The organism is Cloacibacillus sp. (assembly GCA_036655895.1).
Classification (GTDB): Bacteria; Synergistota; Synergistia; order Synergistales; family Synergistaceae; genus JAVVPF01.
The window spans coordinates 1-24,380 of the sequence record JAVVPF010000001.1 but is presented as its reverse complement, the minus strand read 5'-3'; the positions used below and the strand labels follow the sequence as shown (position 1 = coordinate 24,380).

Genomic DNA, 24,380 nt, shown 5'->3' with positions numbered 1-24,380 from the left:
GTTGCAAGTGCCTCTTAATCCGCCGCGCGTAGCGGCGTTCCTTTTTCCGGTTCGCAAACTGCGCGTCCTATCAGAAAAAGTTCGCCGTCGGCTGCGATGTAATGCGCCTTTAATTCTATTCCCAAAAAACGAAGCGCCTTTTCCACATATTCCGTAAGTTTCCTGTCGTCCGCGCTTGTGTCTTTTATTCCGTCAGGGTGGTTGTGAAGCAGCACCACCTTCACCGCGCCGACGCGCACCGCCTGCCTGAAAAAGACCGGCAGGTCGAGGAACGCGCCTGAAAGCCCCCCGTAAGAGAGCCGGGATTCGCCAAGCAGCTTGTCCCTCGCGCTTAAAAAGAGCGCGTATATCCCCTCGCGTTCCATGTATTTAGTTTCAAAGGCTATAGTGCGCAGCCTGTGCTCCCATTTTCCCTTTTCCGCGTCGTTTTGCAGCACCATGCGCTTTCCAAGTTCCAGCGCCGCGGCAAGCGACGCCGCCTTAGCAGCCTTAAGTCCCTTTTCGCGCATCAGTTCTGCCATTCCCGCCCTTGCCATGCCTTCAAGTCCGCCCATTTTATTCAGCAGGTTCTGCGACATCGTGACGACGTCCTCACCCGGAAGGCCGGTCCTTAAAAGAACGGCGAGAAGTTCCGCAAGCGACAGCGACTCCGCTCCATGCTCGATCAGCTTCTCGCGCGGACGCTCGCATGAGGGGATCTGGGAGATGTTCACGCGGCGCCTCTATTTAGGCCAGTAGGGATTATAACGCTTTTCGGCTCCTATCGTCGTCTCTGGGCCGTGGCCTGGGAAGACGCGCATTTTATCGGGAAGCCCGTCAAGTTTTTTCAGCGATTCGATGAGGACGTTCTCGTCTCCTCCGGGAAGGTCGCTTCTGCCTACGGAACGGGCAAAGAGCGTGTCGCCTGAAACGAGGAACTGTTCGTCCTTCGCGGTGTCTGTGACGAGCAGGCAGACGCCTCCCAGCGTATGGCCCGGCGTGTGGACGACGTCGACCGTCATGCTGCCCACCTTGAGTTTGTCTCCGTCGTGCAGCAGCCTGTCGGCTGACGGCATCTCAACAGAGGCTCCCATGTAGGTGGAGAGATTTTTTTCGGCGCTTGTCAGGCACTCAGCGTCGTCCGCGTGGACCGCTACGCCGTTATCCGAGAGGTTGCGCAGGCCGGGAATGCCGCCGATATGGTCGTTGTGCCCGTGCGTCAAAAGTATCCACTGGAGTTTGATGTCGTGACTGCGGATAAAATCTTCCACCTCTTCCGCCGGGCCGCCAGGGTCTACAATGAAGCCGTCGCCTTTATCGTCCCATATCAGATAACAGTTGGTCCACAGAGCCCCCAGCGGAAATCTCTTAATGTTCATTTGATTCACTCCTTAGTATCTATCATTAGGGTCACAGGCCCGTCGTTGTGGATGTCTACGGCCATATAGGCCTGAAACTGTCCATGCGCGACGAAAAGCCCGCTCTTTTTGACCGAATCAATAAATTTTTCGTACATCTCATTGGCAAACTCCGGCGCGGCCGCTTTGGCCCATGACGGACGGCGGCCTTTCTTACACTCGCCGCAGAGGGTGAACTGAGATATTACAAGAATTTCCCCTCTTATATCTGCCGCTGAAAGATTCATTTTACCATCTTCGTCGTCAAAAATGCGAAGATTTATTATTTTTTCTGAGAGCCAATCTATATCCTGCTGCGTATCATCAGGATAAACTCCCAAAAGCACGACTATGCCTTTTTGGATCTCGCCTATCACTTCTCCGCTTACGGATACTCCGGCTTTCGTCACTCTCTGCAAGAGCGCCTTCATTAAAAAATCTACCCCCTGGTTATCTCTAAAATGCCTGAAATATTATTGAGCTTCGCTATGATGCGGTAGAGGTGTTCCAAGTCCTTCACCTGCAGGTCTGCCGTTACGCGCGTGCGCGTGTTGTTGACGACGTTCGCCTTGACGTTTGCGATGAGGCCGTCCATCGTCGTGATGGTCTGCACTATGTCGCCAAGAAGCGACTGCTTTTCGATGCCTTCCACCTTGATGCGCGCGGTGTATCGCGTGTTTTTAGCGATGCCCCACGAGACTGTGACATGTTTTGCCGGGTCGGCCTTTTCAATGTTCTTGCAGTCTTTTCTGTGGACGGAGATGCCGTGCGTCTGAGTGACTACGCCTGTGATCGGGTCTCCCGGTATCGGGCGGCAGCACTGGGCCAAGGCTACGAGCACCCCCTGCGTGCCTTCAACTATGATTTCGGAATCCGCCTCTTTGCGCTGGGGCGGGGCCGGCGGCAGCGTCTCGGGCGAAGGCTTCGGCTCTTCCGGCGAGATGCGCCCAAGCACGCTTGAAGGAGAATGGGCGCTTGAACCTACTGAGATTATCAGTTCTTCAAGGTTCAGATAGCCAAGTTCGCGGGCTACGTGCGTAAGCTGCGATGTTATCGCTTCAAGCGGGTTCGGCGTGGCGGGGCTGCGGCGGGCTGCCTCTTTTTCGAGCATTTCGCGGCCGCGCTTTAGTTTTTCTTCGCGCTCCTGCCTCTCCTGCTGCCTGAACCATGATTTTATTTTTGACCTTGTGCGGCTTGACTTTGCTATTTTGAGCCAGTCACGAGACGGTTTGCCCTGCGGCGAGGTGAGGATGCGCACGATGTCGCCGTTTTGAAGCTGCTGGTCCATCGGCGCGATACGGCCGTTTATCATCGTACCTACGCATTTATGGCCTATCTGCGTGTGGACGGCGTAGGCGAAATCTATCGAGGTGGATCCGTTCGGTATTGAAACGACCTTGCCCTGCGGCGTGAAGATAAAGACGTCACTTGAAAGCACGTCCGTTTTGAGGTTGTCGAGGAACTGGACGCCGTCTCCCTCCCCGTCGTGGCTGTCGGGCGCGGTCTCGAGCGCTTTGCGTATCCAGGTAAGCCCTTTGTCTAGGTTGTCGACCTTTTGTCCGCCCTCTTTGTAGTTCCAGTGCGCGGCGATGCCGTACTCCGCCAGGTAGTGCATCTCGCGCGTGCGTATCTGCACTTCAAGCGGGTCGCCGTTTGGCCCGACCACCGTGGTGTGGAGCGACTGGTACATGTTGCTCTTCGGATTTGCTATATAGTCGTCAAAAAGCCCGGGGATAGGTTTCCAGATGGTGTGTACTATGCCAAGCACCTGATAGCACTCGCCGATGGTCTTCACCACCACGCGCAGAGCAAGCAGGTCGTAGAGCTGTTCGAGCGACAGGTTCTTGCGGCGCATTTTTTCGTAGATGCTGTAAAAATGTTTCGGACGGCCTTTGACGGAGACTTCCACCCCGTCTTCCATGAGGCGTTTTGTAAGGATGTCCATCGCCTCTTTTATGATTAGCTCGCGTTCGGGAAGTTTTTTGCGCACGCGTCGTTTGAGGTCGTAATACATCTCTGGGTCAAGTATACGGAAGGAGAGGTCTTCGAGCTCCCTTTTTACGTGATAGATGCCAAGCCGGTGCGCAAGCGGCGCGTATATTTCTATCGTTTCGTGCGCTATGGCCAGCTGTTTTTCGCGCCTGTGGGAGGAGATGGTGCGCATGTTGTGCAGGCGGTCGGCCAGTTTGATGAGGACGACGCGGATGTCCTTCGCCATGACGACGAACATCTTGCGAATGTTTTCAGCCTGATATTCTTCAAGAGATTTGAACTGCAGCTTGCCGAGCTTCGTTACGCCGTCCACAAGAGTGACGACCTCTTCGCCGAATTTTTCTTTGAGCTGCTCCGGCGTGATGGGCGTGTCTTCGAGCACATCGTGGAGCAGCGAGGCCACTATTGTGACTCGGTCTATCTCCATGCTGCACAGGATGGCGGCGACGCTCACCGTGTGTATTATGTACGGTTCGCCTGTGTACCTGCGCTGCGCGCCGTGCGCCACTGAGGAATAGACGAAGGTCTCGCCTACTGTCATCATATCTTCTTTTGTCAGGTAGAGCGCGGCCTTGCTCCAGAGGTCCTGCCACGCAAGACGCAGCGACGGGACGCGCTGCTCCTCGGCGATGCGGCCCCAGAAGCTCTCCATCAACGCGCGGCTTTCTTTTTCGCCCATCGAAAAACCGCTCATGTTCGCGATCTCTGTGAGGTGCGCCGATCGCACGCTAGGTGCCGGCGCTTTTTTGTTATTGTTCTCCGTATTCATCTTTTCATCACCGCCGCGCATATTATCCATCGTGTGTGACGATTTTTTCAAGTACGAATTGCAGCGACGTCACATTCCGCCACGTATCCAAACGGGGTTTATAGACCCATCCGTCGATAGGACGCTCTTCGCGCAGCATGTCGGCCGCGCCGAAGGCCAGAAGCGAAGCGGCGCCAAGCTCTATCTTGACGTGCTTTCCTGTCTTACCAAGCGGCAGCAGCTTCATCTGCCCGCCGTAGGGCGCGTAAAGCAGGGGCGCCGGGTTTTCCATTCCGAAGGGGCCGAGCGCCACAGCCTCATGCCATGTCTCTATATTCAAATTTACCGGGTTCCAGTAAAGCAGGTCGCATTTTTCGTTGACGACCTTTATCTCAGAGAGCATCCGCTCCATCTGTTCGCGCAGAGGCTCCCAGTTTTCCATTTTAACGCTGAAGCCTGCGGCGAGCCTGTGTCCGCCCCATGTGTTGAGCATCGGGGCGAGGCGTTTTAAAACGCCGACCGCGTCTCCGCCCGCCGGCATACGCAGCGTTCCGCGCATTATTTCGCCGACCGCGGCTACAAGAGCCACGGGAGTGTTCCTTTCGCCGCATATCCTGCTTGCGACGCTGCTCAATACGCCGACAGACCAATCGTCGTTTGTCAGCACGTATTTAAAGCGGCCGCTGCTGAACTCGTCCACCTGTTCTAGAATCTTCGACGAAAGCTCCCGCCTTTTGCGGTTTAACGCAATGAGGCGTCCTACGTTGGTTTCCAGATGTGTGCTCGGAAAGAGTATGTCGACCGCGAGGTCTGCCAGATAGAGGCGGCCCGCCGCGTTGAGACACGGGATTATCTTCATCGCGAGGTCTTCCGTGTCGATAGCGGCGGGAGTTATCCCAAGCTGTTCCATCAATATGTTGAGGCCGGGCCTTGCGTTTGCGCGTATGGACTTCAGTCCTTCACGAACTAGCGCCCTGTTCAGCGACGAGGCCATCGAAACGCAGTCCGCGATGGTAGCAAGCGCGACCACGTCGAGCAGCTTTAAAAGCTGTTTCTGCGGAAGAAGCTCGTTCTGCCATATCCAGCTCCATATCACGCCGGTGGCGCAGAGCCTTTTTGCCGCGGCGTCCCCCGCTATCTGCGGGTTCACTATCGTGTCACACGCAGCCACAGTTCCCTCAACGAGATGATGGTCGAATACTACGACGGGGATGCCGTGTTTTTTTAATATCTCTACGGCCTCCGCGTCCTGAGAGCCGCAGTCGACGACGATGACGAGGTCGCACTTTCTTTTTGCGATCGTCTCCGCCACGTCTTTATGAAGCCCGTAACCCTGATTGAAGCGGTGAGGGATGAAATATCTTACGTGCGCCTTGTAGGAAAGCGCAAGTTCCATAGCTATGGCGGTGGATGAGATACCGTCAACGTCGTAATCTCCGTATACAACGACATCGGAGCTTGAAGAAAGTTTTCTCACAAGCTCTGCCGCCTTATTGTTTGTTGCGCCCAGGTCAAGTTTCTCCAACAGGTGCGGTAAATGGGGAGAAAGCCAATTTTCTACTTCACGCGGCATTACATCGGCTGTGAGGCCGCGCATTTCCAGCAATGACGCCTGAAATGGAGAACAATTAAATTTCGCCGCTATTTCCGCTGAGACCTCGGACTGGGTAAAAATGTTCAGTTCATCTCTGGTGCAGCGAACTACCAATTTTATTCTGCCGTTTCAGTTCCCGTGGCGGAGCCCGTCTGCTGCGTTTCGCTTTCATCCAGCGGCGCCGTGTGGGCCTTCATTGTCAGCGATTCAAGGATAGTCTTCTTTTCCTGTTCTAAAGAGGCTATCTTTTCGTCTTTCGCCTTTAATTCTTTTTTATACTTGGAACGAACTTCAAATACAGAGAACAGCGAGAAGAACCACATTATGGCGGCGCCCGACGAGAAGAGCACTACCTCCCAGACCCCCTGCGGCAAAGTCCACTCAAAAAACAGGAACCTTACAGTCACCTCTCCGATGTTCTGAAAGGCAAAAAGCGCAGAGAGAAACATAGTAACAACGATCGCAAGAATATAGCTTTTCAAAAAAATTCCTCCCGCGGCAAAGGCCTTTGAGGCCCCGCCCATCTTCATTTACATTCAATATGATACAACATAAAATAAAAAAAATCTCTCCCAAATTACGAGGGAGAGATTTTTTAGTAGTAAAGCGTAATGCGGTTATTTATATTTCGGCGACCTTATATACCATTCCACAAGCAGCGAGCTTGCGATGTAGATGGAGCTGTAGGTGCCGACGCCGATGCCTATCAGGAAGGCGAAGGCAAAGTTGCTTATTACCTCGCCGCCGAAGATGTACATCGAAATGACTGGAAGCAGCGTCGTGAGCGAGGTGTTGATGGTGCGCGACAGCGTCTGGTTGATGGAGTTGTCGACGAGCGCCACGATGCCCTTGCTGTTTATGCTGCCCCAGTTTTCGCGGATACGGTCGAGGACGACTATGGAGTCGTTCAACGAGTAGCCCGCGACTGTGAGGATGGCCGCGATGAATGTGACGGAGACCTCTTTTCCTGTGAGGCTGTAGACGCCAAGCATGATTATGACGTCATGCATGAGCGAGGCTACCGCCACGGCTCCGAAACGGAAACGGAAACGATAGGCCATGTACAGCAGGATGCCGGCAAGAGCGAGCAGAAGCGAGTAGGCCGCCTGAGCGCGAAGCTCTTTTCCGACCACCGGGCCTATTTTGTCGATGCGCAGCACCTTGTAGGGGCCGATTTTTTCTTTCAGCGTCTCAAGCACCTGCTTGCGGACGTTATCATCCTGAGCCTGGAAGCGCAGGAGTATGTCGCTGTTGTCAAAGGCCTGTATCGTCGCGTTGCCCTGTCCGATGCCGCTTAACGCCGCGCGGACCTCCGCTACGTCTACGGACTTTTCAAATTTCACCTGAAGGACAAGTCCTCCGGTAAAGTCGACTCCCAGGTTCAGCCCTTTGGCGAAGAAGAGCCCAAGGGACGCGATTATGCAGACAAGGCTGATGCCAAGCAGCACCATCCGGTATTTCATAAATGGGAAATGTAATTTTGAAGCGTCAAATGTAGCCATTTTTTACTGCCTCCCTTTCTTATAAGGTGTGATTCTTGCGCGCTGAAAGGACTATGCCAAGCAGCGTGCGTGTCACCACAGTGTTGCAGAAGACGGAGGCCACGACGCCAATGCTCAGTGTTACAGCGAAACCGCGGATCGGGCCGCTTCCAAAGTAGAAGAGTATCGCGGCTGCGATGAGGGTCGTGATATTTGAGTCCAGAATGACGACAAGCGCCTTGCGGAAGCCGGCGTCAAGCGCCGCCATAAGGGTCTTGCCGGAACGGAACTCCTCTTTCATTCTTTCGTATATGAGAATGTTGCCGTCGACCGCCATGCCTATCGTAAGCACCATGCCTCCGATGCCTGGCAGAGTAAGCGTCGATTTAAGCGCGATGAGCGTAGCCACGACCAGGAGCATTGCGACTGCAAGCGCGATGTCGGCCGCGATGCCAAGCAGTCCGTAGTAGACTATCATGAATACTACGACGAGCGCAGCGCCTATGAGGCCGGACTTCACGCCTTCATGGATGGAGTCCGCGCCGAGCGTCGGCCCAACAGAGCGGTTTTCAAGTATCTCGACGTTGACGGGAAGTGCGCCCGCGCGGAGCATGATGGCCAACCTGTTCGCCTCTTCCGTTGAGAAGGAGCCTGTTATCTGAGCCTCTCCTCCGGAGATGCGCTGCTGTACGACCGGCGCTGAGATCACTACGCCGTCAAGCACGATGGCTATCTGCTTGCCTATGTTGACCGCCGTCGCTTCGTCAAAGAGCTTTGCGCCGTCCGTGTTGAATTTCAGCGATACCGCGGCTTTGCCGAACTGGTCGAAGTTTGTTTCGGCCTTTGTAAGCTCCGCGCCTCCAACATACTGCTTGCCGAGGAGGTAGGCTCCGCTGTTTTCGCCCTTTGCGACCATCATGTCAGCGTTGCCTTTGACGGCCTCTTTCATCTGGTCTATGTAAACGTCGACTTCAGCTTTAGCCTTGGTCCAACGTTCCTGCGCAGTTTTGAACTGTTCGTCGCTGTCGTAGTTTGAGCGCACCGGTTTTGCGGGAACGTGCGGAGATTCTCCGAGCACCTGGCGGAATTGCAGCACCGCGGTGCGTCCGATGAGATCAAGCGCCGCTTCCGGGTCTTCGATGCCGGGAAGGTCGACAGCTATACGGTCGTCGCCTTCGCGCTGGATAACGGGCTCCGCTATGCCATATTGGTCGATACGGGAACGAAGAACTACGAGCAGCCTTTCAAGGCTGTCGGGGGTAAGCGGATTTTCCGGAGTCCCCTTTGCCTGCAGAATGATATGTACACCGCCTCTTAAGTCAAGCCCGAGACGGACCTTGCCTTTTATTGGAAATGCAACTGCCGCGGCAATCAAAATTACTGCTATGACAAATATAAGCCGCCATTTGTCTCTCTTTAGCATTCACACGCGCCTCCTTACAAAGAAAACGGAGTGGACTGTTATAAAAATAATGTCCTCTCCGCTGGATACAGAGTACTTTTTTAGCTCAGGCTGAAGTTAAGCCTCTTTTTTTGCTTCATCAGCTTTTGCTTCTGAATCGATGATCTGATCTTCTATAACGGCTTCGGCGGGAGCGCCGTCTGTCGCCGCGGCCTCTATGGCCTGAGCATCGCCGGCCTGTGATTCCAGTTCAGCCGGTTTCACATCGTCCTGAGCGCCGTCCTGCTTCTTCGCCTTTTTCTTCTTTGGCTGCGCGCTTACCGCAGATCCGTCGGACTTCTTCATTGATATGGAGCTCTTGAGGATACGCGCCTTCACGCCTTCGTCAAGCTCAATGATATAGCTGTCGTCGAGCACCTCGCGAACTACGCCGAAAAATCCTCCGGCCGTGATGACTGTATCGCCTTTGCTGATATTGGCAAGCATGTCATCGTGAGCCTTCTGCTTTTTCTTCTGCGGCCTGATAATCATAAAATAGAAAATCGCCGCAAACATTGCGAGAGGCAACATCATCCCCATCAAACCGCCCTGCTGACCCAAAACAATTCCTCCTTACAAATCTTGATATTCAATTAGCTTAATTGCCGCCACAACGGTTATTTTATCATGAGATGGGCGCTTGTGCCTATCTCATTTTAATTTAACGGTGTTTTTTCCTGCTCCTTCAAGAAGAAAAGAAGCTTTTCAAGCTCGACGAAGATGTCAACTCTGTAAAACAAGATACGGTCGGGCACGACTACCGTGGCCGGCGTAAAGGCCAATATGCCTTTTAAGGTCGGCGAAAGCGCGGCCTTGTCGACGCAGGCCTGAGCCGCGGCCGCGGGAACTGCCAGCAGCAGCACCTCGATATTTTTTTCTTCCATTACAGCGGCGATGTCGTCGGTGTGGAAGCACTCGACGCCCATCAGCTTTTTGCCGACCTTGTCAGGGTCGACGTCAAAGAGCGCCTCTACAGTGAACTTGTAGCTCTGAAAGGCCGTGTGTCCCATGAGCGCCGTTCCAAGGTTGCCGACGCCTACGAGCGCCACGTGCCAGACGCGCGGAGATGAAAGTATGTTTTCGATGTGCGCGCAGAGACGATTCACATGATAACCAACGCCGCGCTTTCCTATCTCTCCGAAATAGGAAAGGTCTTTCCTCACCTGACTTGCCTTTATTCCAAGCATCTCGCCCATCTGAAGCGACGAAACGACTTTGCGCCCCTCTTCCTTCATCAGCGTGAGCAGGCGATAGTACTGGATCAGTCTTTCTACAGTTGGTTCCGCTACCCTCATTATTCTTCCTCTATCCCCTCAAGGAAGGCTTGCCGGCAAAGACGGCGCGCTTTCCAAGAGCTTCTTCTATGCGTATCAGCCTGTTGTACTTCCTTACTCTGTCCATGCCGTGCGGAGAACCGGCCTTTATCTGTCCCGCGCCGGTCGCCACCGCAAGGTCAGCGATGAACGAGTCGGAGGTTTCACCCGACCGGTGCGATATGATGATATTGTATCCGGAACGCGCGGCAAGCTCGGCCACGTTGAGAGTTTCCGTAAGAGTGCCTATCTGGTTCGGCTTTATCAGTATGGAGTTTGCCGCGCCCTTTTCAACGCCCATTTTGAGCCTGTCGGTGTGCGTCACAAAGAGGTCATCGCCTATGAGCTGTATCTTTTTGCCGAGGCGCTCCGTGAGCGAGACCCAGCCCTGCCAGTCGTCTTCGGCAAGTCCGTCTTCTATCGAGATGATGGGATACTTTGAGCAAATGTTTTCATACATGTCGATGAGGTCGCCCGATGTGTATCGGCATTTGACATCGGGGAAGCAGTAGGCGCCGTCCTTTAGGAACTGCGTCGCCGCCACGTCGAGCCCTATTGAGATCTCTTTTCCGGGCTGGTAGCCGGCCTCTCTGATGGCAAGCATTATAGTGTCGAGTATTTCGTCCGGGTCGCGGAAATCGCAGGCAAAGCCGCCTTCGTCTCCCGTGCCGGTCGGCTTGCCGCCGCGCGCTAGGATCGCTTTCAGCGCGTGGTAGGTCTCAGAACCCATTCTCAGGGATTCGGAGAAGGAGGGCGCTCCGTGCGGTACGATGAGAAATTCCTGGATGTTGATGTTATTGTCGGCGTGCGCTCCGCCGTTTACTATGTTCATCATAGGCACGGGCATCAAAGAGGCGTTGAGCCCTCCGAGGTAGCGCCAAAGCGGGATGACAAGCTCATTGGACGCGGCGCGCGCGCAGGCCAGGGAGACCGCGAGTATGGCGTTTGCGCCAAGACGCACCTTGTGCATCGTGCCGTCAAGCTCCGTCATTATGCCGTCGGCCAGAGCCTGTTCCGACGGGTCTACGCCTTTAAGCGCGGGAGCTATGGCCTCGTTTATATTTTTGACCGCCTTCTGGACCCCGCGTCCGCCGTAGCGGCCGTTGTCTTTGTCTCTTAATTCAAAGGCTTCGTACCTTCCCGTCGACGCGCCGCACGGCACGCTCGCGCCGCCTATTGTGCCGGAGTCGAGCCTCACTTCGACCTCTACCGTGGGATAACCCCGGGAGTCCAATATCTCTCTGGCGTGGATATTCTCAATACGTGCCATCATTATTCCTCCTTGATAAAAAATGCCGCTGGCTACCAGGGCCTTTCACTCTTGTCCGCCTCTTTCTCCTCAACGACGCTGTAGGCGGGAACTCCATGTTTCAGCTCCTGCTCCTCCGCCGTTTCGACTTTGATGGTGAGGATGCGGCGCGGATAAGCTATCTCAACGACGTCGCCACGCTTCACTTCAGAGGCCGGCTTGCACTGGCGGCCGCAGATGCGGACGGCTCCCACTTCGGCCATTTCCTGAGCTACAGTCCTGCGCTTTATCAGCCGTGATAATTTTAAATATTTATCTATTCTCATGTAAATCCGTCCCCAACGCTTAAAAGTGCGCTTTTGAAGAAGTATAATGCTTTATCTTACTAAGCGCAATATTTATGAAGCTTCTTAAAAAGGCATCCGGCTGACGCACGGATGCCTTTTGTCATTATGTTTTATTCGAGGAAGTCTTTAAGTTTCTTGCTGCGGCTTGGGTGCCTCAGTTTGCGCAGCGCCTTGGCCTCTATCTGCCTGATGCGTTCGCGCGTTACTCCGAAACGGCGTCCCACCTCTTCAAGCGTGTGGGCGTGTCCGTCCTCAAGGCCGAAGCGCAGGCGAAGCACTTCGCGTTCGCGGTCGGTGAGGTCGTCGAGCATTTCGTCGAGCTGTTCGCGCAGTATTTGGCTTGCCGCCGCCTCTTCCGGGCTTGGCAGGTCTTTGTCTTCGAGGAAGTCGCCGAGCTGGCTGTCCTCTTCCTCGCCGATAGGGGTTTCAAGCGAGACCGGCTCCTGCGCAATGCGCTGGATCTCTTCCACTCTGTCGGACGGTATCTCCATGCCGGCCGCAATTTCTTCTGCTGTTGGTTCGCGTCCCAGCCTCTGGACCAACTGGCGCGATACGCGTATCAGTTTGTTGATAGTCTCTACCATGTGGACCGGGATGCGGATGGTCCTCGCCTGGTCAGCTATTGCTCTCGTTATCGCCTGGCGTATCCACCACGTGGCGTATGTGCTGAATTTATATCCTTTGTGATAGTCGAACTTCTCGACCGCGCGGATAAGTCCCAGGTTGCCCTCCTGAATGAGGTCGAGAAAGAGCATTCCGCGTCCGATATATTTTTTTGCGATGCTTACGACGAGGCGGAGGTTTGCCTCAACGAGCGCGTCTTTGCTTGCAACGTCGCCCGCCTCTACCCCCTTCGCAAGGGAGACTTCGTCCTCCGAGGTGAGCAGCGGTATTTTGCCTATCTCTCTCAGGTACATACGCACAGGGTCGGAGAGCGGAAGGTCTTCGAGGTCGCCCATATCCTCCGTGTTCGCGGAAGTGGGAAGCGCCGTCTCTCCGTCTCCGGGCTCTACTTTGGTCTTCGGTTCGTCGAGCACGTCGACTCCCAGCTCCATGAGGTTCATGTAGAGGTTGTCGAGTATGTCTGCAGTAAGGAAGTCTTTCGGCATCCTCTTTTCTATATCTTCGTAGGTGACGAAGCCTTTTTCCCTGCCTTCGTGAAGGAGGTCGCGGACGTTGTCTATGTAGGCGCTGTAGTCGGCGCTTTCAGGATCGTCTCCGGCTACGGCCTGCGGAATGGGCTCAGGGTCGTCGATGGGAGCTATCGCGTCAAGCAGGTCCGGTTCGTCGATCACCGGTTCGTCTTCAAGATTTATTTTTTCGATATCCGCGTCTTCAATGACCTCAACATCGTTTTCCTGCTCTTCCACCGCAGGGTCGTTTTCTAACATCTCCGGCATCTTCTCATTGACAGGGGACTTCTCTTTCGGCATTGCTTCTTCTTTTTTTACCTTTGTTTTTTTCATGCCTTAATGTTCCCTCCTTTTAATAATCTGTTGTATTTTAGATAATCGCTGTATTCCTCTTCGGAGATGGCTCCGACCTTTATCTTTTTTACGTAAGAGGAGATTTTTCTCTTTAAAAAATTCTGACGCATCGTTTCTATCAATTTCGAGGCGGTTTCATCTATGATGCCCTCTTTTGAGAGCAGGCCGTCGCCTCTTGCGATTATCTGAAGCCCCGTCCGGTCCCCCATCTGCTGCCATCGCCGCTCCATATCGGAGGGCTCTTCGCCTCCCAAAAGCGCGAAAACTATATTCTGCACGCCGGGGTCCTTTATATAGCGCATTATCTCTTCCGCGTCATATTCGGAGCGGAGCTCGCCCCTTCCCCAGAGCAGGCTGCACAGCATATATTCAAGGTCGTCTCCGAACTGCACCGGCTCAGACTGCGCGTTTGGTTCCTCGTCGTTCGTGAAATAGCGCGGGCGTTCCAGGACGCGCTCTCCCCCGCCGGACTTTCTCTGTTCCTCGATCATTCGCTGCATTTCGTGCGGGAAGACCGAAAGCGCCGCGCTAAGCTCGTCCATGTACGGCATTACGTCAAAGACGGATAGCGTGGAGAGGCCGTCGAAGAGGTCACGTCTTGCCTCAGGCGCTCTAAGAGGATCTTTTAACGCCTCGCGCCGCAGCTGCGCGTGAAAGAGCGGAAGCGGAAGCGCGTTTTTTATTGCGTTTTCAAAGAGCTCGACGCCGTTTGGAAGCAGGAGTATTTCATCAGGGTCTTTTCCGCCCTGCCAGAGAACTCTTTTGGCCGTGACGCCCTCGGCGTGGAGAATGTACATTGCCTTAAGCGCCGCCTCCTGTCCGGCGGAATCTGAATCATAGCACACATAACAGAGTCCGGTCATCCGTTTTATCAATGACGCCTGTTCATTTGTAAGGGCGGTCCCCAATGAGGCCGCCGCGTTTGTATATCCAAAAAGATGCGCGCGTATCGCGTCCATGTATCCTTCGACAAGTATCGCGCACCCTTTAGCATTCATAGCAGTCTTTGCCTTATCAAGCAGGTAGAGGTTGTGCCTTTTGTTAAAGAGCCTGCTTTCCGGGCTGTTCAAATATTTTGCGCCTTCACCGTCAAGTATCCTGCCGCCGAAACCGACGAGCCTTCCCGTTATGGCGCGGATGGGAAAGATGACCCTACCGCGGAAACGGTCGAAATATCCTCCGTCGCGTCCAGGCGAGGCAAGCCCGCTTTCCGCAAGCTGCGGCCCGGTGAAGCCTTTTCTTTGCAGCGCGCGCACCAGCCCATCCCACGAGGTAGGCGACCAGCCTATTTCAAATCTGGCGCACTCCTCCGGCGTGAGCTTTCTGCGCTCAAGATAACTTCTTGCGGCCTCTCCGCCCGCGCCCGTAAGCGACGTTTGGAAATATTCGAGCGCCGCCGCGCCTATGTCCAGCGCCGCCGTCTTCGGCCTTTCCGCGCGTCTTGTGATCGTAACTCCGGCGCGTTCTGCGAGCTTTTCAAGCGCCTCTTTAAATTCGAGATGTTCCATCTCCATTATGAAGGTGAAAATATCTCCGCCCTTTCCGCAGCCGAAACAGTGAAAGGACTGCCTCTGAGGCGATACGCTGAACGAGGGCGTCTTTTCATTATGAAACGGACAGCAGCCCCAGAAGGTCTGCCCATTTTTTTTCAATTTTACATATTCAGCGACGATCTCAACGATGTCAAGCCTGGATTTTATTTCATGTATTTCGTCAGCGGCCATGGCTCTCCCCGTTTCGATAAAGAAATTTAGAGGGAGATCGTATCTGTCTCTCCCTCTAAACTATTATCACATTTTTTCTGTTTTTATTGCGTTATAGCGCAAAGAGCGGAGCAAGAACTGTCGCAACGACCGACATCAGCTTGATGAGGATGTTGAGGCTGGGGCCGGCTGTATCCTTGAACGGGTCGCCTACGGTGTCGCCTACGACGGCTGCGCCGTGCGCCGGTGTGCCTTTGCCGCCGAAGTTGCCGGACTCAATGTATTTCTTCGCGTTGTCCCAAGCGCCGCCGGCGTTTGACATGAATATAGCCATCATGACGCCCGTGACTATGGAACCGCCGAGAAGTCCGCCAAGAGCTGCGGGGCCGAGCAGGAATCCGACGAGGACGGGGGCGATGACCGCCATAAGTCCGGGAAGGATCATTTCATGGAGAGCCGCCGCCGTGGAGATGTCTACGCAGCGTTCGTACTCAGGCTTGCCTGTACCCTCCATGATTCCGGGGATCTCACGGAACTGACGGCGAACTTCTTCTATCATCTTTTCAGCGGCGCGGCTGACAGCCTGTATTGAAAGCGCGCTGAAGACGAAGGGAAGCAGACCGCCGAGGAAGAGGCCGACCATTACGTACGGGTCTCTGAGGTCGATGACCTGAAGACGCGTAGCGGAGGCGTACGCGACGAAGAGCGCAAGGGCTGTGAGCGCCGCGGATCCAATGGCGAGGCCTTTGCCGACTGCCGCCGTCGTGTTGCCTACGGCGTCAAGTCTGTCTGTGATGACGCGGACTTCCTCAGGAAGGTCCGCCATCTCGGCGATGCCGCCCGCGTTGTCCGCGATGGGGCCGTATGCGTCAACTGAAAGCGCCATGCCTGTGATGGCAAGCATGCCAACGGCCGCGCAGGCTATTCCATAAAGGCCGCCGAAGTAGACGCCGGCAATGATGGCGCAGCAGACCAGTATTACGGGGATAGCAGTTGATTTCATGCCGACGCTGAGTCCGGCCAGGATGTTTGTCGCGGCTCCGGTTTCTGAGGCTGCGGCTATTTCTTTTACGCTGGGATAGTCGCCGGATGTGTAGTATTCAGTCGCGGCTCCGATAAGGATGCCGGAGACGACGCCGGAGACGACCGCATAGAAGAGGGTGAGGTCTGCGAATATCCATCTTGTGAGGAAGAATGTTCCTATTATCATGAAGATACCTGTTGAACCGAGGCCGTAGCGAAGCGCTTTCGCAGGGTCGCCGCCCTCTTTGACGCGGACGAAGAATGTGCCGAGTATAGAGGCGATGATGCCTATCGCGGCGAGCAGGAGCGGGTAAACGACTCCGGCCACTTCAAAGGCTACCACGCCGATCGCCATTGCGGCGATGATGGAGTTGACGTATGACTCAAAAAGGTCCGCACCCATGCCAGCGATGTCGCCTACGTTGTCGCCTACGTTGTCAGCGATGACGGCGGGGTTGCGCGGGTCGTCTTCGGGAATGCCGGCCTCAACCTTGCCTACGAGGTCTGCGCCTACGTCGGCAGCCTTGGTGTAGATGCCGCCGCCGACGCGCGCGAAGAGCGCGATGGAGCTTGCGCCGAAGCCGAACGAGGTGATGACTTCAGCGTTGTGGAAGAGGAAGAACATTGCGACTACGCCGATAAGGCCGACGCCTACGACGGTCATACCCATGACGCTGCCGCCCGTGAAGGCGACCGTAAGCGCCTGGTTCATGCCGTGCATAGCGGCTGACGCGGTCTTACCGTTGGATTTTGTGGCGACCTTCATGCCGACATATCCGGTAAAGGCGCTGCAAAGAGCACCAACTACGAAACAGATTGCGCTGGGAACGCTGATTTTCCAGGCCAGCAGCGCGGCTACGATAATGACGAAAGGAACGAGAGCCTTGTACTCTCTGTAGAGAAATGCCATTGCTCCGCTTTGAATGATATGCGACAGCTCGCGAACGCGTTCGTTCTCAATCGTAAAACTATTGATCTTGTTCGACGCGTATACGGCGTAGAGCAGTGCAATTACTCCTATTCCTCCTACAATGGCTAAAATATTCATTGTTGAAGCGACCCCCTTGAAGGTGTTTTTATTTATCGACGATCCGTCGAATCAGTCAATTATTATATCCGCAACAGCGACAATAAGCAACCTAATTAAGCGCCGTGATTTGGGCATATAAACAATAAATACGGCATTTCAACATATAAAACAGTGTTTTCTTAGATTTTTTGCAGCAGCCTCAAACGGTCGGACCAAATATACAAGAGGCCGGTCCAAAGCAGTTCCCAGAAGGGAACGGCCGCCACGCCGCTGTGCAGAAGAATATAGCCGACGAAGCTTCCCGTCCCCCACACGGCGGCCGCACGCATCTGAAAGCCCGGTGTCTTTTTTCTGCCGCGGAAAAACAGCGCCTCACAAAAGAGCATGGCCGGCAGCGGCACCATCAGGATGGAAAAATATGAGACCATCGAAAGCAGGCTTGCGGTGACGCCTGAGACGGCGATTGCCGACGCAAACCCCGCTATAAGATAGACTGAGACTCTGTGAGAGACGTTGCCTTCAAGCGCCGTCCCGCGAAAAATATTTTGCAGCGCGAGACTGCCTCCGTATATGTTGATGTTTTGCGTCGTCCCAAGACAGAATATAGAGCAAAGCAAGAGCGGAACGAGGAGCGAAAGTGCGGAGGCGCAGCGCGTGACGTCGTCAAAACCGCCCGCTTTCGCAAGCACTACGCCGCAGACGTTAAACAAAAAAAGGCCTAGCGCGTAGCCGCTTGAGCAGACTGCGACGACAGATCTGGAGGAGCGGGCGAAACGGCAGGTATCAGGCGTGATGATGCACCCGAAGATAAAGTTTCCGATGACCGCTGTGGAGGCCGCGGCAAAGGTCACTGGGGCGTTGACCGGCGCGGCGTTCAAAAACGCGGCGCCGTCCATCTGTTTTGCAAGCAGAAACATCGTGTAGAAGAGCAGAACTAGTGAGCACGGAACGACGACGCGGCTCGCCATCTCCAGAGTGCGCCAGCCGCCGGAGGCGGAGGCCGCCCAAAGGGCGATCACGATGAGCGACGTCACAGATTCGGGAAGGCGCCACTCAGGGAATACCGCGATCAGCATGGAAGAGAAACATTTTCCGTTAAAGCCTATCCAGAAGATGCTGCATGTGATGATGAGCAGAGAAAAAATGACGGAGGCGGCCTGCCCTAGCTCCTCTCTTGCAAGAAAGGCCGTCGACCAGCCGCTGCGCGCAGATAGTATCCCCATGCCGGCCCCTAGCATGATGAGCATAACGTCTCCGACAAAACAGGCGCCCACCGCCTGCCAGAACGGCATCGCGGCGCCGAGTTTCGCGCCAAGCACAAGACATGAAAGCGCGCTGGTGTATCCGGCCAGCACATAAAAAAGCCCCGTAGAATTTTTGCGCTGCTGTTGCGGCACAGGAATAAAAGCGTATTCGTAGAGGCCTGAGCCGAAGAGCTGGCGCTCGCTTTCCCCGCGCGACATCAGCTGCGCCCGCCCCCGTTTTCCGCGTCCGGTCCTGCGCCCGTCCCGTCCGCAAAACAGAGCCTGTTTCTGCCATTCTTTTTCGCAAGGTAGAGCGCCTTGTCCGCCTCTTCAAAGAGCGTTTCAAAGCTGCATCCGGGATATGCCCTTACCGCGCCCACGCTGATGGAGGCGGGGCAGGCGTCGCCTTGATAGCAATAGCACCGCAGCTTTTCACGAAGCAGGTCTATGCGCCGGACGAGCGGCTCTATGCCGTTTCGTTCCTCTTCTGGCAGGAAAAAGAAAAATTCGTCTCCGCCCCAGCGGCAGAGGATTGAGTCGCTGGAAAAACATTCGCGCGCCGCGTCGGCGAAGGCTCGCAGCACGCCGTCGCCGCATAGATGGCCTCGCTCGTCGTTGAAATTTTTAAAATAGTCTATATCGACCATTATGAAAAGCCCCGAGAGCGCGTCGCCCGCCTCTTTCAGACGATTGCTGACGAGCTTTTCCCCTGTGCGTCTGTTGTACAGCTTCGTCAGCGGATCGTTTGAACTTAGCTCAAGCAGCCGCTCCCTCTCCGCGTGTTCTATGTCAATGTTCGTAAGACAGCCGACAAGACGCGTCGGGCGGCTGTGCGATTCCGTCGTGCAGATGACGGTATAGATGAGTTTGTACCATATCCAGCCGCCGGATTTGACGCCGCATTCAAATTCGGCGCTGAAAGATTTTCCGGCCGCGCCGTCGTGCAAAAGCGACTCAAACTGTTCGGGCGTCAGCGAAAGGCGGATATTGTTGTTTTTCAGCTTGTCTTTGAAATCATCAACAACGTCGTCGATGTCAAGGTTCGACTTTTTGCCAAAGACCGTGAGGCGGTCGTTGAGATAGTCATATTCTATCCCCGCTTCGCCAAAGGTGTCGGCAAGCAGCCTGTAGCTTTCCTCATAGCCCTGAAGGAGCTGATGCTGCCTCACGTGCACTTTCGTATAGGTTGCAAGGCATAGGATTATGACGAACATGACAGACGCGCCAAAGCACAGTATCTCAAAAGGATAGGAATATATAAAATCTAGAGGGGCCTTTTCGGCAAGCATCTGCCCCAAGACAAGCGCGTTGTTAAAATCTCTCCGTGGGAAGCTCGCCACCGTTTTAACAAGCGCAGAGGCAAGCCTTGCGTCGGTTCCCGGCAGCACGCCCATCCAGAATTCCATCATTACGACGGTGGGTATGGAGATGAGTTCGCGCGATTTGTACTGCCGCATCATATAGGAGCCTGTGAAAAAATCACAGGCCGCGATATCCGCCTGCCTGCTCCGCACTGCGTCCAGACATTCTTCCATTGTCTCGTAAAAAACGGTAGGATTTTTTTTGTTGTGAGTGTAGCCGATGCGTCCGCTCACGTCGGCCAAGCGGTTTACAGCGCTTGGCGCCCGCTCGGCGTCTTTATGCATGAGCAGCATCGTCTGCGAGGTGAGATAGTGACATACCGGCACTATGCCGCGTGCGGCGGTCTGTGTTGACTCAGTAGGATAGAGCATCAGCACCCCGGCCATGTCAACGGAGCCGGCGCGAAGCTGTTCAAGAGACTGGGCGTAGCTGCGGGCCGGAACGAAATCGACCGAAACAGAGGCGGCCTTCGCAAGACGCTCTATGATGGCGGCCGGAAGTCCATACCAACGGCCCTTCGCGTCACGAAAGGAAAACGGTCTCCAGTCCTCCAGCATAGAAACGCGCAGCACCTTTTTTTGTTGAAAATATTCCATCTCCTCCGTGGAGAGGGAGAGGTTTTTTGGGGGGGCCGCATAGAGCGGCGATGCTAAAAGGCAAAACAAAAAAACAAGCAACAAGGCGGCGGAGCGTTTTTTCATACAAGAGCAAGTCCTTCCATCTCTTTTATCCTTATCGTCAAAAGAGCTGCCAACCTTACAAGAGTACACATGCTTACTTTAACACAATCAATCTCAACTGCGCAACCATTTTCCTGCGCTATTTTGCAGCGCGGCTAAAACGCAAACGGCCACGCTTTTACGCGGGGCCGTTCTTTATTGCGGATATCATTGATCGCCGCTAGGTTTTTACACGTCACTCTTTTTTATCGCCGTCCAGATATATCCTAATCGGAGCCTTCGGGTCTTTGCCGCCCTTCAAAGAGGCCAGCATACCAAGCACCGCTCCGCGCACGAAATCCGCAATAAAATCTTTCATCGGCAGAGCGCGGTCGCCGATATATATCTTTGAGCTGCGATAAAATTTCCCGCGAACAGAGGCGGCAAGTTTTTGAGCCATCAGCGGCTCGTCGCCCGCGCCAAAACGCAGTTTCCCGTCGCCCGCGGCGGCGCGGTCGTAGACCATAAACACCCCGTCTACACCATTTCTAGGCTCTTCATTTTCCACCCAGATCTTCGGAAGATTAAGCCTCTTCCCGCCCTCAATAATGACTATCTCTGCGTCTGGAAAATAGCGCGCCACTATGTGCTCTGGCGTGAGTTCCACACCGTCGCCCTCTTCGACGCGAAGGCCGTCCTGCCCCCAGAGCGCGGAGGTTATCCCCATCGCCAGAACGGACGCTGTGTCCGTAGCGCGCGTCTCCATTATCTCTTCGGAGGTCCGTTTGATGTAGCCCACGCGTACTCCCATAAGCGCAAGTTCTTTCAAAAGCGCGCGGCAGAGCGTCGTCTTGCCGCTGTTTTTATAGCCGCAGACAGAAAATATCCGTATCATTCATCATCTTCCCCGCCGTCGTCGCAGCGCGCCGCAACGATGCTGTGATAGATGTCAAGCACGAAGAGCGCAAGCGAAAGTATGAGCGGCCCTACGAAGACGCCGAGGAACCCCCAGGCGTAGAGGCCGCCAAACAGACCTATAAAAATAATGAGCATGTGTATTTTGCTGCCCTCAGAGATAAAGATGGGCTTTATAAAATTATCTATGGAACTTACGACGCAAAGGCCCCACATAAAGAGCACGAAGCTCTCCATGTACATTCCCTGCAAAAACAGCACGCCTGCGCCCGGTATCCAGATAGAAGGCGTGCCTACGAACGGTATCATCGCCGTCATGAACATGCAGAAACCAAAGAATACCGGGTGCGAAAGCCCGACATACCACCAGCCCAAGCCGCCCAAAGTTCCCTGGACGGCGGCCGTCATAATGATGCCGCAGACGACGGCGCGAAGCATCACGGCGGTGCGGCGCACGAAAGCGCCGCGCTCCTCATCTCGCAGCGGCAGCAGATCAGAGATGTAATTTATCATGCTCTTTCCGTCGCGGACAAGAAAGAAGGAGGTGATAGCCACTATCATTATTATAAAGAGAAGCTTCAAGAGGCTCTCCAGCACTTGGCTTGAGACAATGGTAAGAAAAGAGGTGACTATGCGCGCGCTGTCGCGTATGAGCGAATCGACGACTGGCAGTTCCGTAATGAGGTCAAGCTCATTGACAAAGCCGCCGAAAATAGGCAGCCCCTTGATATTCACCAATATCTCGCGGTATGAGCCGGTAAGGATGCCGCTTTCCACCAACTGACGGCTGATGCGGACGGCCTCTTTTGTAACAAATATGCTAAGCAAAAGAAGCGGCAGCGCGATAAAGACCAGAATAACTCCGGTGCTTATGGCCGCCGCGATATTTTTATATCTGCCGGAAAAAAGCCTCTCGTGCAGAAATTTAAAGAGCGGATAGGCGAAATAGGAAAACAACATCGACCAAAGCAGCGGTATCGCAAGCGGCTTTATCAGATACCACGATATCGCCATAAAAAATGCAAAGAGCACGACGAACGGCACGACGCTTGAACGTATTTTCTGGGCGGCCGCTATATACCTCGCTTTAGTCAATCAAAACACCGTCGCTTTCCGACGACGCCGTCATTCCCATTCAATAGTTGCCGGCGGTTTTGACGTAACGTCGAGCACCACTCTGTTGACCTGCGGCACCTCGTTGCAGATCCTGCGCGAAACGGTGTCGAGCAGTTCATAAGGCATCCGCGACCATTCCGCGGTCATCGCGTCAAGCGACGATACGGCGCGCAGCGCTATCGTTTCGCCGTAGGTGCGCACGTCGCCCACGACGCCTACGCTGCGCACGGGAAGCAGCGCGCAGAAGGCCTGCCATATATCGTCGTAGAGGCCAGCTTTGCGTATCTCTTCAATAAAGATGGCGTCCGCCTCACGAAGGACGTCAAGGCGTTCTTTTTTCAGCTCGCCGAGGCAGCGGACTGCAAGTCCGGGGCCGGGGAAGGGATGGCGTCCGAGAAAATGCGGCGCGATGCCGAGCGTACGCCCAACGCGGCGCACCTCGTCCTTAAAAAGGTCGCGCAGCGGTTCAAGCAGCCCCATCTTCATATCGTCGGGAAGTCCGCCCACGTTGTGATGGCTCTTTATGACGCCGCCGCCGCCGTGTCCGCTTTCAACGACGTCCGGATAGATGGTACCCTGCAGCAGCCAGTCGGAGCCGCCAAGACGGCGCGCCTCCTCTTCAAAGACCCTGATAAAGAGTTCTCCGATTATCTTGCGCTTGCGTTCCGGTTCCGTGACGCCGTCAAGGGCCGTAAGAAATTTATCCGCGGCGTCAACATAATGTACATTAAGATTGAGCGAACGGTAGGTCTCCATCACCTGTTTTCCCTCGTCCTTGCGCAGCATCCCGTGATCAACGAAAATGCAGTGAAGCTGAGGTCCTACCGCCCTCTGCGTAATGACGGCCGACACGGTTGAATCGACGCCGCCGGAGAGCCCGCAGATGACAGTCCCATTTCCGACCTTTGAACGTATCTTTTCTATTTCGCGCTCTATCCATTCGCTGCCAAGCGTCCAGTCGGCCACACATCCGCATATATCAAATACAAACGCGGCAAGTATATCCTGTCCCTTCGGCGTGTGCGCGACCTCTGGATGAAACTGCAAGGCAAAGACCTTGCCATCGGGAGATTCAAAACCGGCCATAGCTCCGCTTTCACTGCGCGCCGTCACCTTAAAGCCGGCAGGAAGCGATTTCACTTCGTCCCAGTGGCTCATCCACACCTGAAGCGCCTTCTCGTCTTTTATGCGGCCAAAGAGCGCACCCTTGTCGACAAGCACCTCGGCGCGCCCGTATTCCGCGGACTCGCCGCGTTCGACCGCGCCTCCAAACTGATGGGCGAGCAGCTGCATACCGTAGCAGATGCCAAGCACAGGAACGCCCGTCTCAAACAGTTCCATCGGCACGCACGGAGCGTCGGCGTCAAGCACGCTGCGCGGGCCGCCGGAAATTATTATCCCAGACGGAGCCGCCTCCATGAGCTTTTCAGCGGGCGAGTCCCAAAAAAGTATCTCACTATAAACGCCAAGCTCGCGCACTCGGCGGGCAATAAGCTGCGTATACTGCGATCCGCAGTCGATTATCAATATTTTATTCTCTTTCTTCATAACAGGGGCGCCGCCCCGTCACCTCCGACTTTCAATAAAGTGCGTATTTAAGTATGACATAAAACTAATTGGAATGCTAGAGAGCTGAGGTATATTTTACAGAGATTTGGCGTGCGGCGCACACTTTGAGGCCTGCAATAAAAATTCCCCTCTTACGAGGGGAATATGTCAACGAGCCTGCGCTCGATATAAAGTCTGGTGGAGACGCGGAGAATCGAACTCCAACAATAGACCTATGCTATTACTAACTAAAATAAGATTGAATTCCATTTATAGCTATTTTTATAGTAACATTTTCAAAACCTAAGGAACGAATACGTAATCCCCGCACCTATACAAAATTCCCTGCCAACAGCGTCATACCCGCCAAATATCCCTAGCGACCACGGAGAGCGCAGCCTCTTGTTTGCCTTCTGCAGCTTCTCAACACCTGACTCCCATGCTTCACGTTCAGCCGCCACAGAGGCCTCCAGAGCCACAATATCCGAGCTAATGGCATCAACTATCCCGTCCTGCACAGTTATATGCCTTCTGAGGGCTCCTAGTTCGGCATTTTGTGTTTCTATCATCTCCACCGTATCGCGCCCATCGGCAACAGGCACAACATAGGCCTCATTCTGGAGCTGATACCCCTTCGGCCGCAGTTCTATCTTCCCTGTAGCGCCCCAAGAGGCCATTCCAGCGGTCAGCAATGTTATTATCGTTAAGCCCATTAACATCAATCCTAGCCATATCTTTCGCATTCTTTACCA

Annotated in this window: 21 protein-coding genes; all 21 read right to left on the bottom strand. The window is 54.5% G+C overall.

The features are described 5' to 3' along the window. Positions 1–14 precede the first annotated feature (14 nt). Positions 15–713, bottom strand: coding sequence for a DNA repair protein RadC (gene radC / locus RRY12_00105; protein MEG2183071.1), 699 nt, complete (start codon positions 711–713; stop codon positions 15–17). A gap of 9 nt (positions 714–722) precedes the next feature. Further along, entirely contained in the window at positions 723–1,358 is a 636-nt protein-coding gene (locus RRY12_00100; GenBank protein ID MEG2183070.1) for an MBL fold metallo-hydrolase, read from the bottom strand. A 5-nt stretch (positions 1,359–1,363) separates the two neighbouring features. Then, entirely contained in the window at positions 1,364–1,807 is a 444-nt protein-coding gene (gene dtd / locus RRY12_00095) for a D-aminoacyl-tRNA deacylase (GenBank protein ID MEG2183069.1), read from the bottom strand. Between the two features lie 8 nt (positions 1,808–1,815). Next, on the bottom strand, positions 1,816–4,137 hold the full coding sequence (locus tag RRY12_00090; protein MEG2183068.1) for a bifunctional (p)ppGpp synthetase/guanosine-3',5'-bis(diphosphate) 3'-pyrophosphohydrolase: 2,322 nt from the start codon (positions 4,135–4,137) through the stop codon (positions 1,816–1,818). Positions 4,138–4,159: 22 nt separating this feature from the next. Next, positions 4,160–5,824 (bottom strand): DHH family phosphoesterase, encoded by a 1,665-nt coding sequence (locus tag RRY12_00085; GenBank protein ID MEG2183067.1) that lies wholly within the window; start codon positions 5,822–5,824, stop codon positions 4,160–4,162. Positions 5,825–5,826: 2 nt separating this feature from the next. Continuing rightward, the gene (locus RRY12_00080) at positions 5,827–6,192 is read right to left on the bottom strand and encodes a LapA family protein (GenBank protein ID MEG2183066.1); all 366 of its coding nucleotides are present in this window, start codon (positions 6,190–6,192) and stop codon (positions 5,827–5,829) included. A 135-nt stretch (positions 6,193–6,327) separates the two neighbouring features. Then, the gene (gene secF / locus RRY12_00075) at positions 6,328–7,212 is read right to left on the bottom strand and encodes a protein translocase subunit SecF (GenBank protein ID MEG2183065.1); all 885 of its coding nucleotides are present in this window, start codon (positions 7,210–7,212) and stop codon (positions 6,328–6,330) included. Positions 7,213–7,231: 19 nt separating this feature from the next. After that, positions 7,232–8,614: a protein translocase subunit SecD gene (gene secD / locus RRY12_00070; protein ID MEG2183064.1), complete on the bottom strand. Its 1,383-nt coding sequence runs from the start codon at positions 8,612–8,614 to the stop codon at positions 7,232–7,234. A 96-nt stretch (positions 8,615–8,710) separates the two neighbouring features. Then, a complete protein-coding gene (gene yajC, locus RRY12_00065; protein ID MEG2183063.1) occupies positions 8,711–9,193 on the bottom strand; it encodes a preprotein translocase subunit YajC in 483 nt (160 codons plus the stop codon). A 95-nt stretch (positions 9,194–9,288) separates the two neighbouring features. Further along, positions 9,289–9,927, bottom strand: coding sequence for a redox-sensing transcriptional repressor Rex (locus RRY12_00060; protein MEG2183062.1), 639 nt, complete (start codon positions 9,925–9,927; stop codon positions 9,289–9,291). A gap of 10 nt (positions 9,928–9,937) precedes the next feature. Further along, the gene (gene eno / locus RRY12_00055; GenBank protein ID MEG2183061.1) at positions 9,938–11,215 is read right to left on the bottom strand and encodes a phosphopyruvate hydratase; all 1,278 of its coding nucleotides are present in this window, start codon (positions 11,213–11,215) and stop codon (positions 9,938–9,940) included. 32 nt (positions 11,216–11,247) lie between these two features. Then, positions 11,248–11,520, bottom strand: coding sequence for a S4 domain-containing protein (locus RRY12_00050; GenBank protein ID MEG2183060.1), 273 nt, complete (start codon positions 11,518–11,520; stop codon positions 11,248–11,250). 131 nt (positions 11,521–11,651) lie between these two features. Further along, the gene (gene rpoD / locus RRY12_00045) at positions 11,652–13,007 is read right to left on the bottom strand and encodes an RNA polymerase sigma factor RpoD (GenBank protein ID MEG2183059.1); all 1,356 of its coding nucleotides are present in this window, start codon (positions 13,005–13,007) and stop codon (positions 11,652–11,654) included. Then, a complete protein-coding gene (gene dnaG, locus RRY12_00040) occupies positions 13,004–14,752 on the bottom strand; it encodes a DNA primase (protein ID MEG2183058.1) in 1,749 nt (582 codons plus the stop codon). Before dnaG ends, rpoD begins: the two co-directional genes overlap by 4 nt. Before the next feature lie 91 nt (positions 14,753–14,843). After that, entirely contained in the window at positions 14,844–16,802 is a 1,959-nt protein-coding gene (locus RRY12_00035) for a sodium-translocating pyrophosphatase (GenBank protein MEG2183057.1), read from the bottom strand. A gap of 161 nt (positions 16,803–16,963) precedes the next feature. Continuing rightward, positions 16,964–18,247, bottom strand: a complete 1,284-nt coding sequence (locus RRY12_00030; protein ID MEG2183056.1) for a cytosine permease — start codon at positions 18,245–18,247, stop codon at positions 16,964–16,966. After that, the gene (locus RRY12_00025) at positions 18,247–19,986 is read right to left on the bottom strand and encodes a GGDEF domain-containing protein (GenBank protein MEG2183055.1); all 1,740 of its coding nucleotides are present in this window, start codon (positions 19,984–19,986) and stop codon (positions 18,247–18,249) included. The genes RRY12_00030 and RRY12_00025 overlap by 1 nt, the downstream gene beginning before the upstream one ends. Before the next feature lie 319 nt (positions 19,987–20,305). After that, complete coding sequence (locus tag RRY12_00020) at positions 20,306–20,944, bottom strand: molybdopterin-guanine dinucleotide biosynthesis protein MobB (protein ID MEG2183054.1); 639 nt, start codon at positions 20,942–20,944, stop codon at positions 20,306–20,308. After that, entirely contained in the window at positions 20,941–22,059 is a 1,119-nt protein-coding gene (locus tag RRY12_00015; protein MEG2183053.1) for an AI-2E family transporter, read from the bottom strand. The genes RRY12_00020 and RRY12_00015 overlap by 4 nt, the downstream gene beginning before the upstream one ends. A gap of 30 nt (positions 22,060–22,089) precedes the next feature. Continuing rightward, positions 22,090–23,628, bottom strand: a complete 1,539-nt coding sequence (gene guaA / locus RRY12_00010; GenBank protein ID MEG2183052.1) for a glutamine-hydrolyzing GMP synthase — start codon at positions 23,626–23,628, stop codon at positions 22,090–22,092. A gap of 296 nt (positions 23,629–23,924) precedes the next feature. After that, a complete protein-coding gene (locus RRY12_00005) occupies positions 23,925–24,341 on the bottom strand; it encodes a hypothetical protein (GenBank protein ID MEG2183051.1) in 417 nt (138 codons plus the stop codon). Positions 24,342–24,380: the final 39 nt, after the last annotated feature.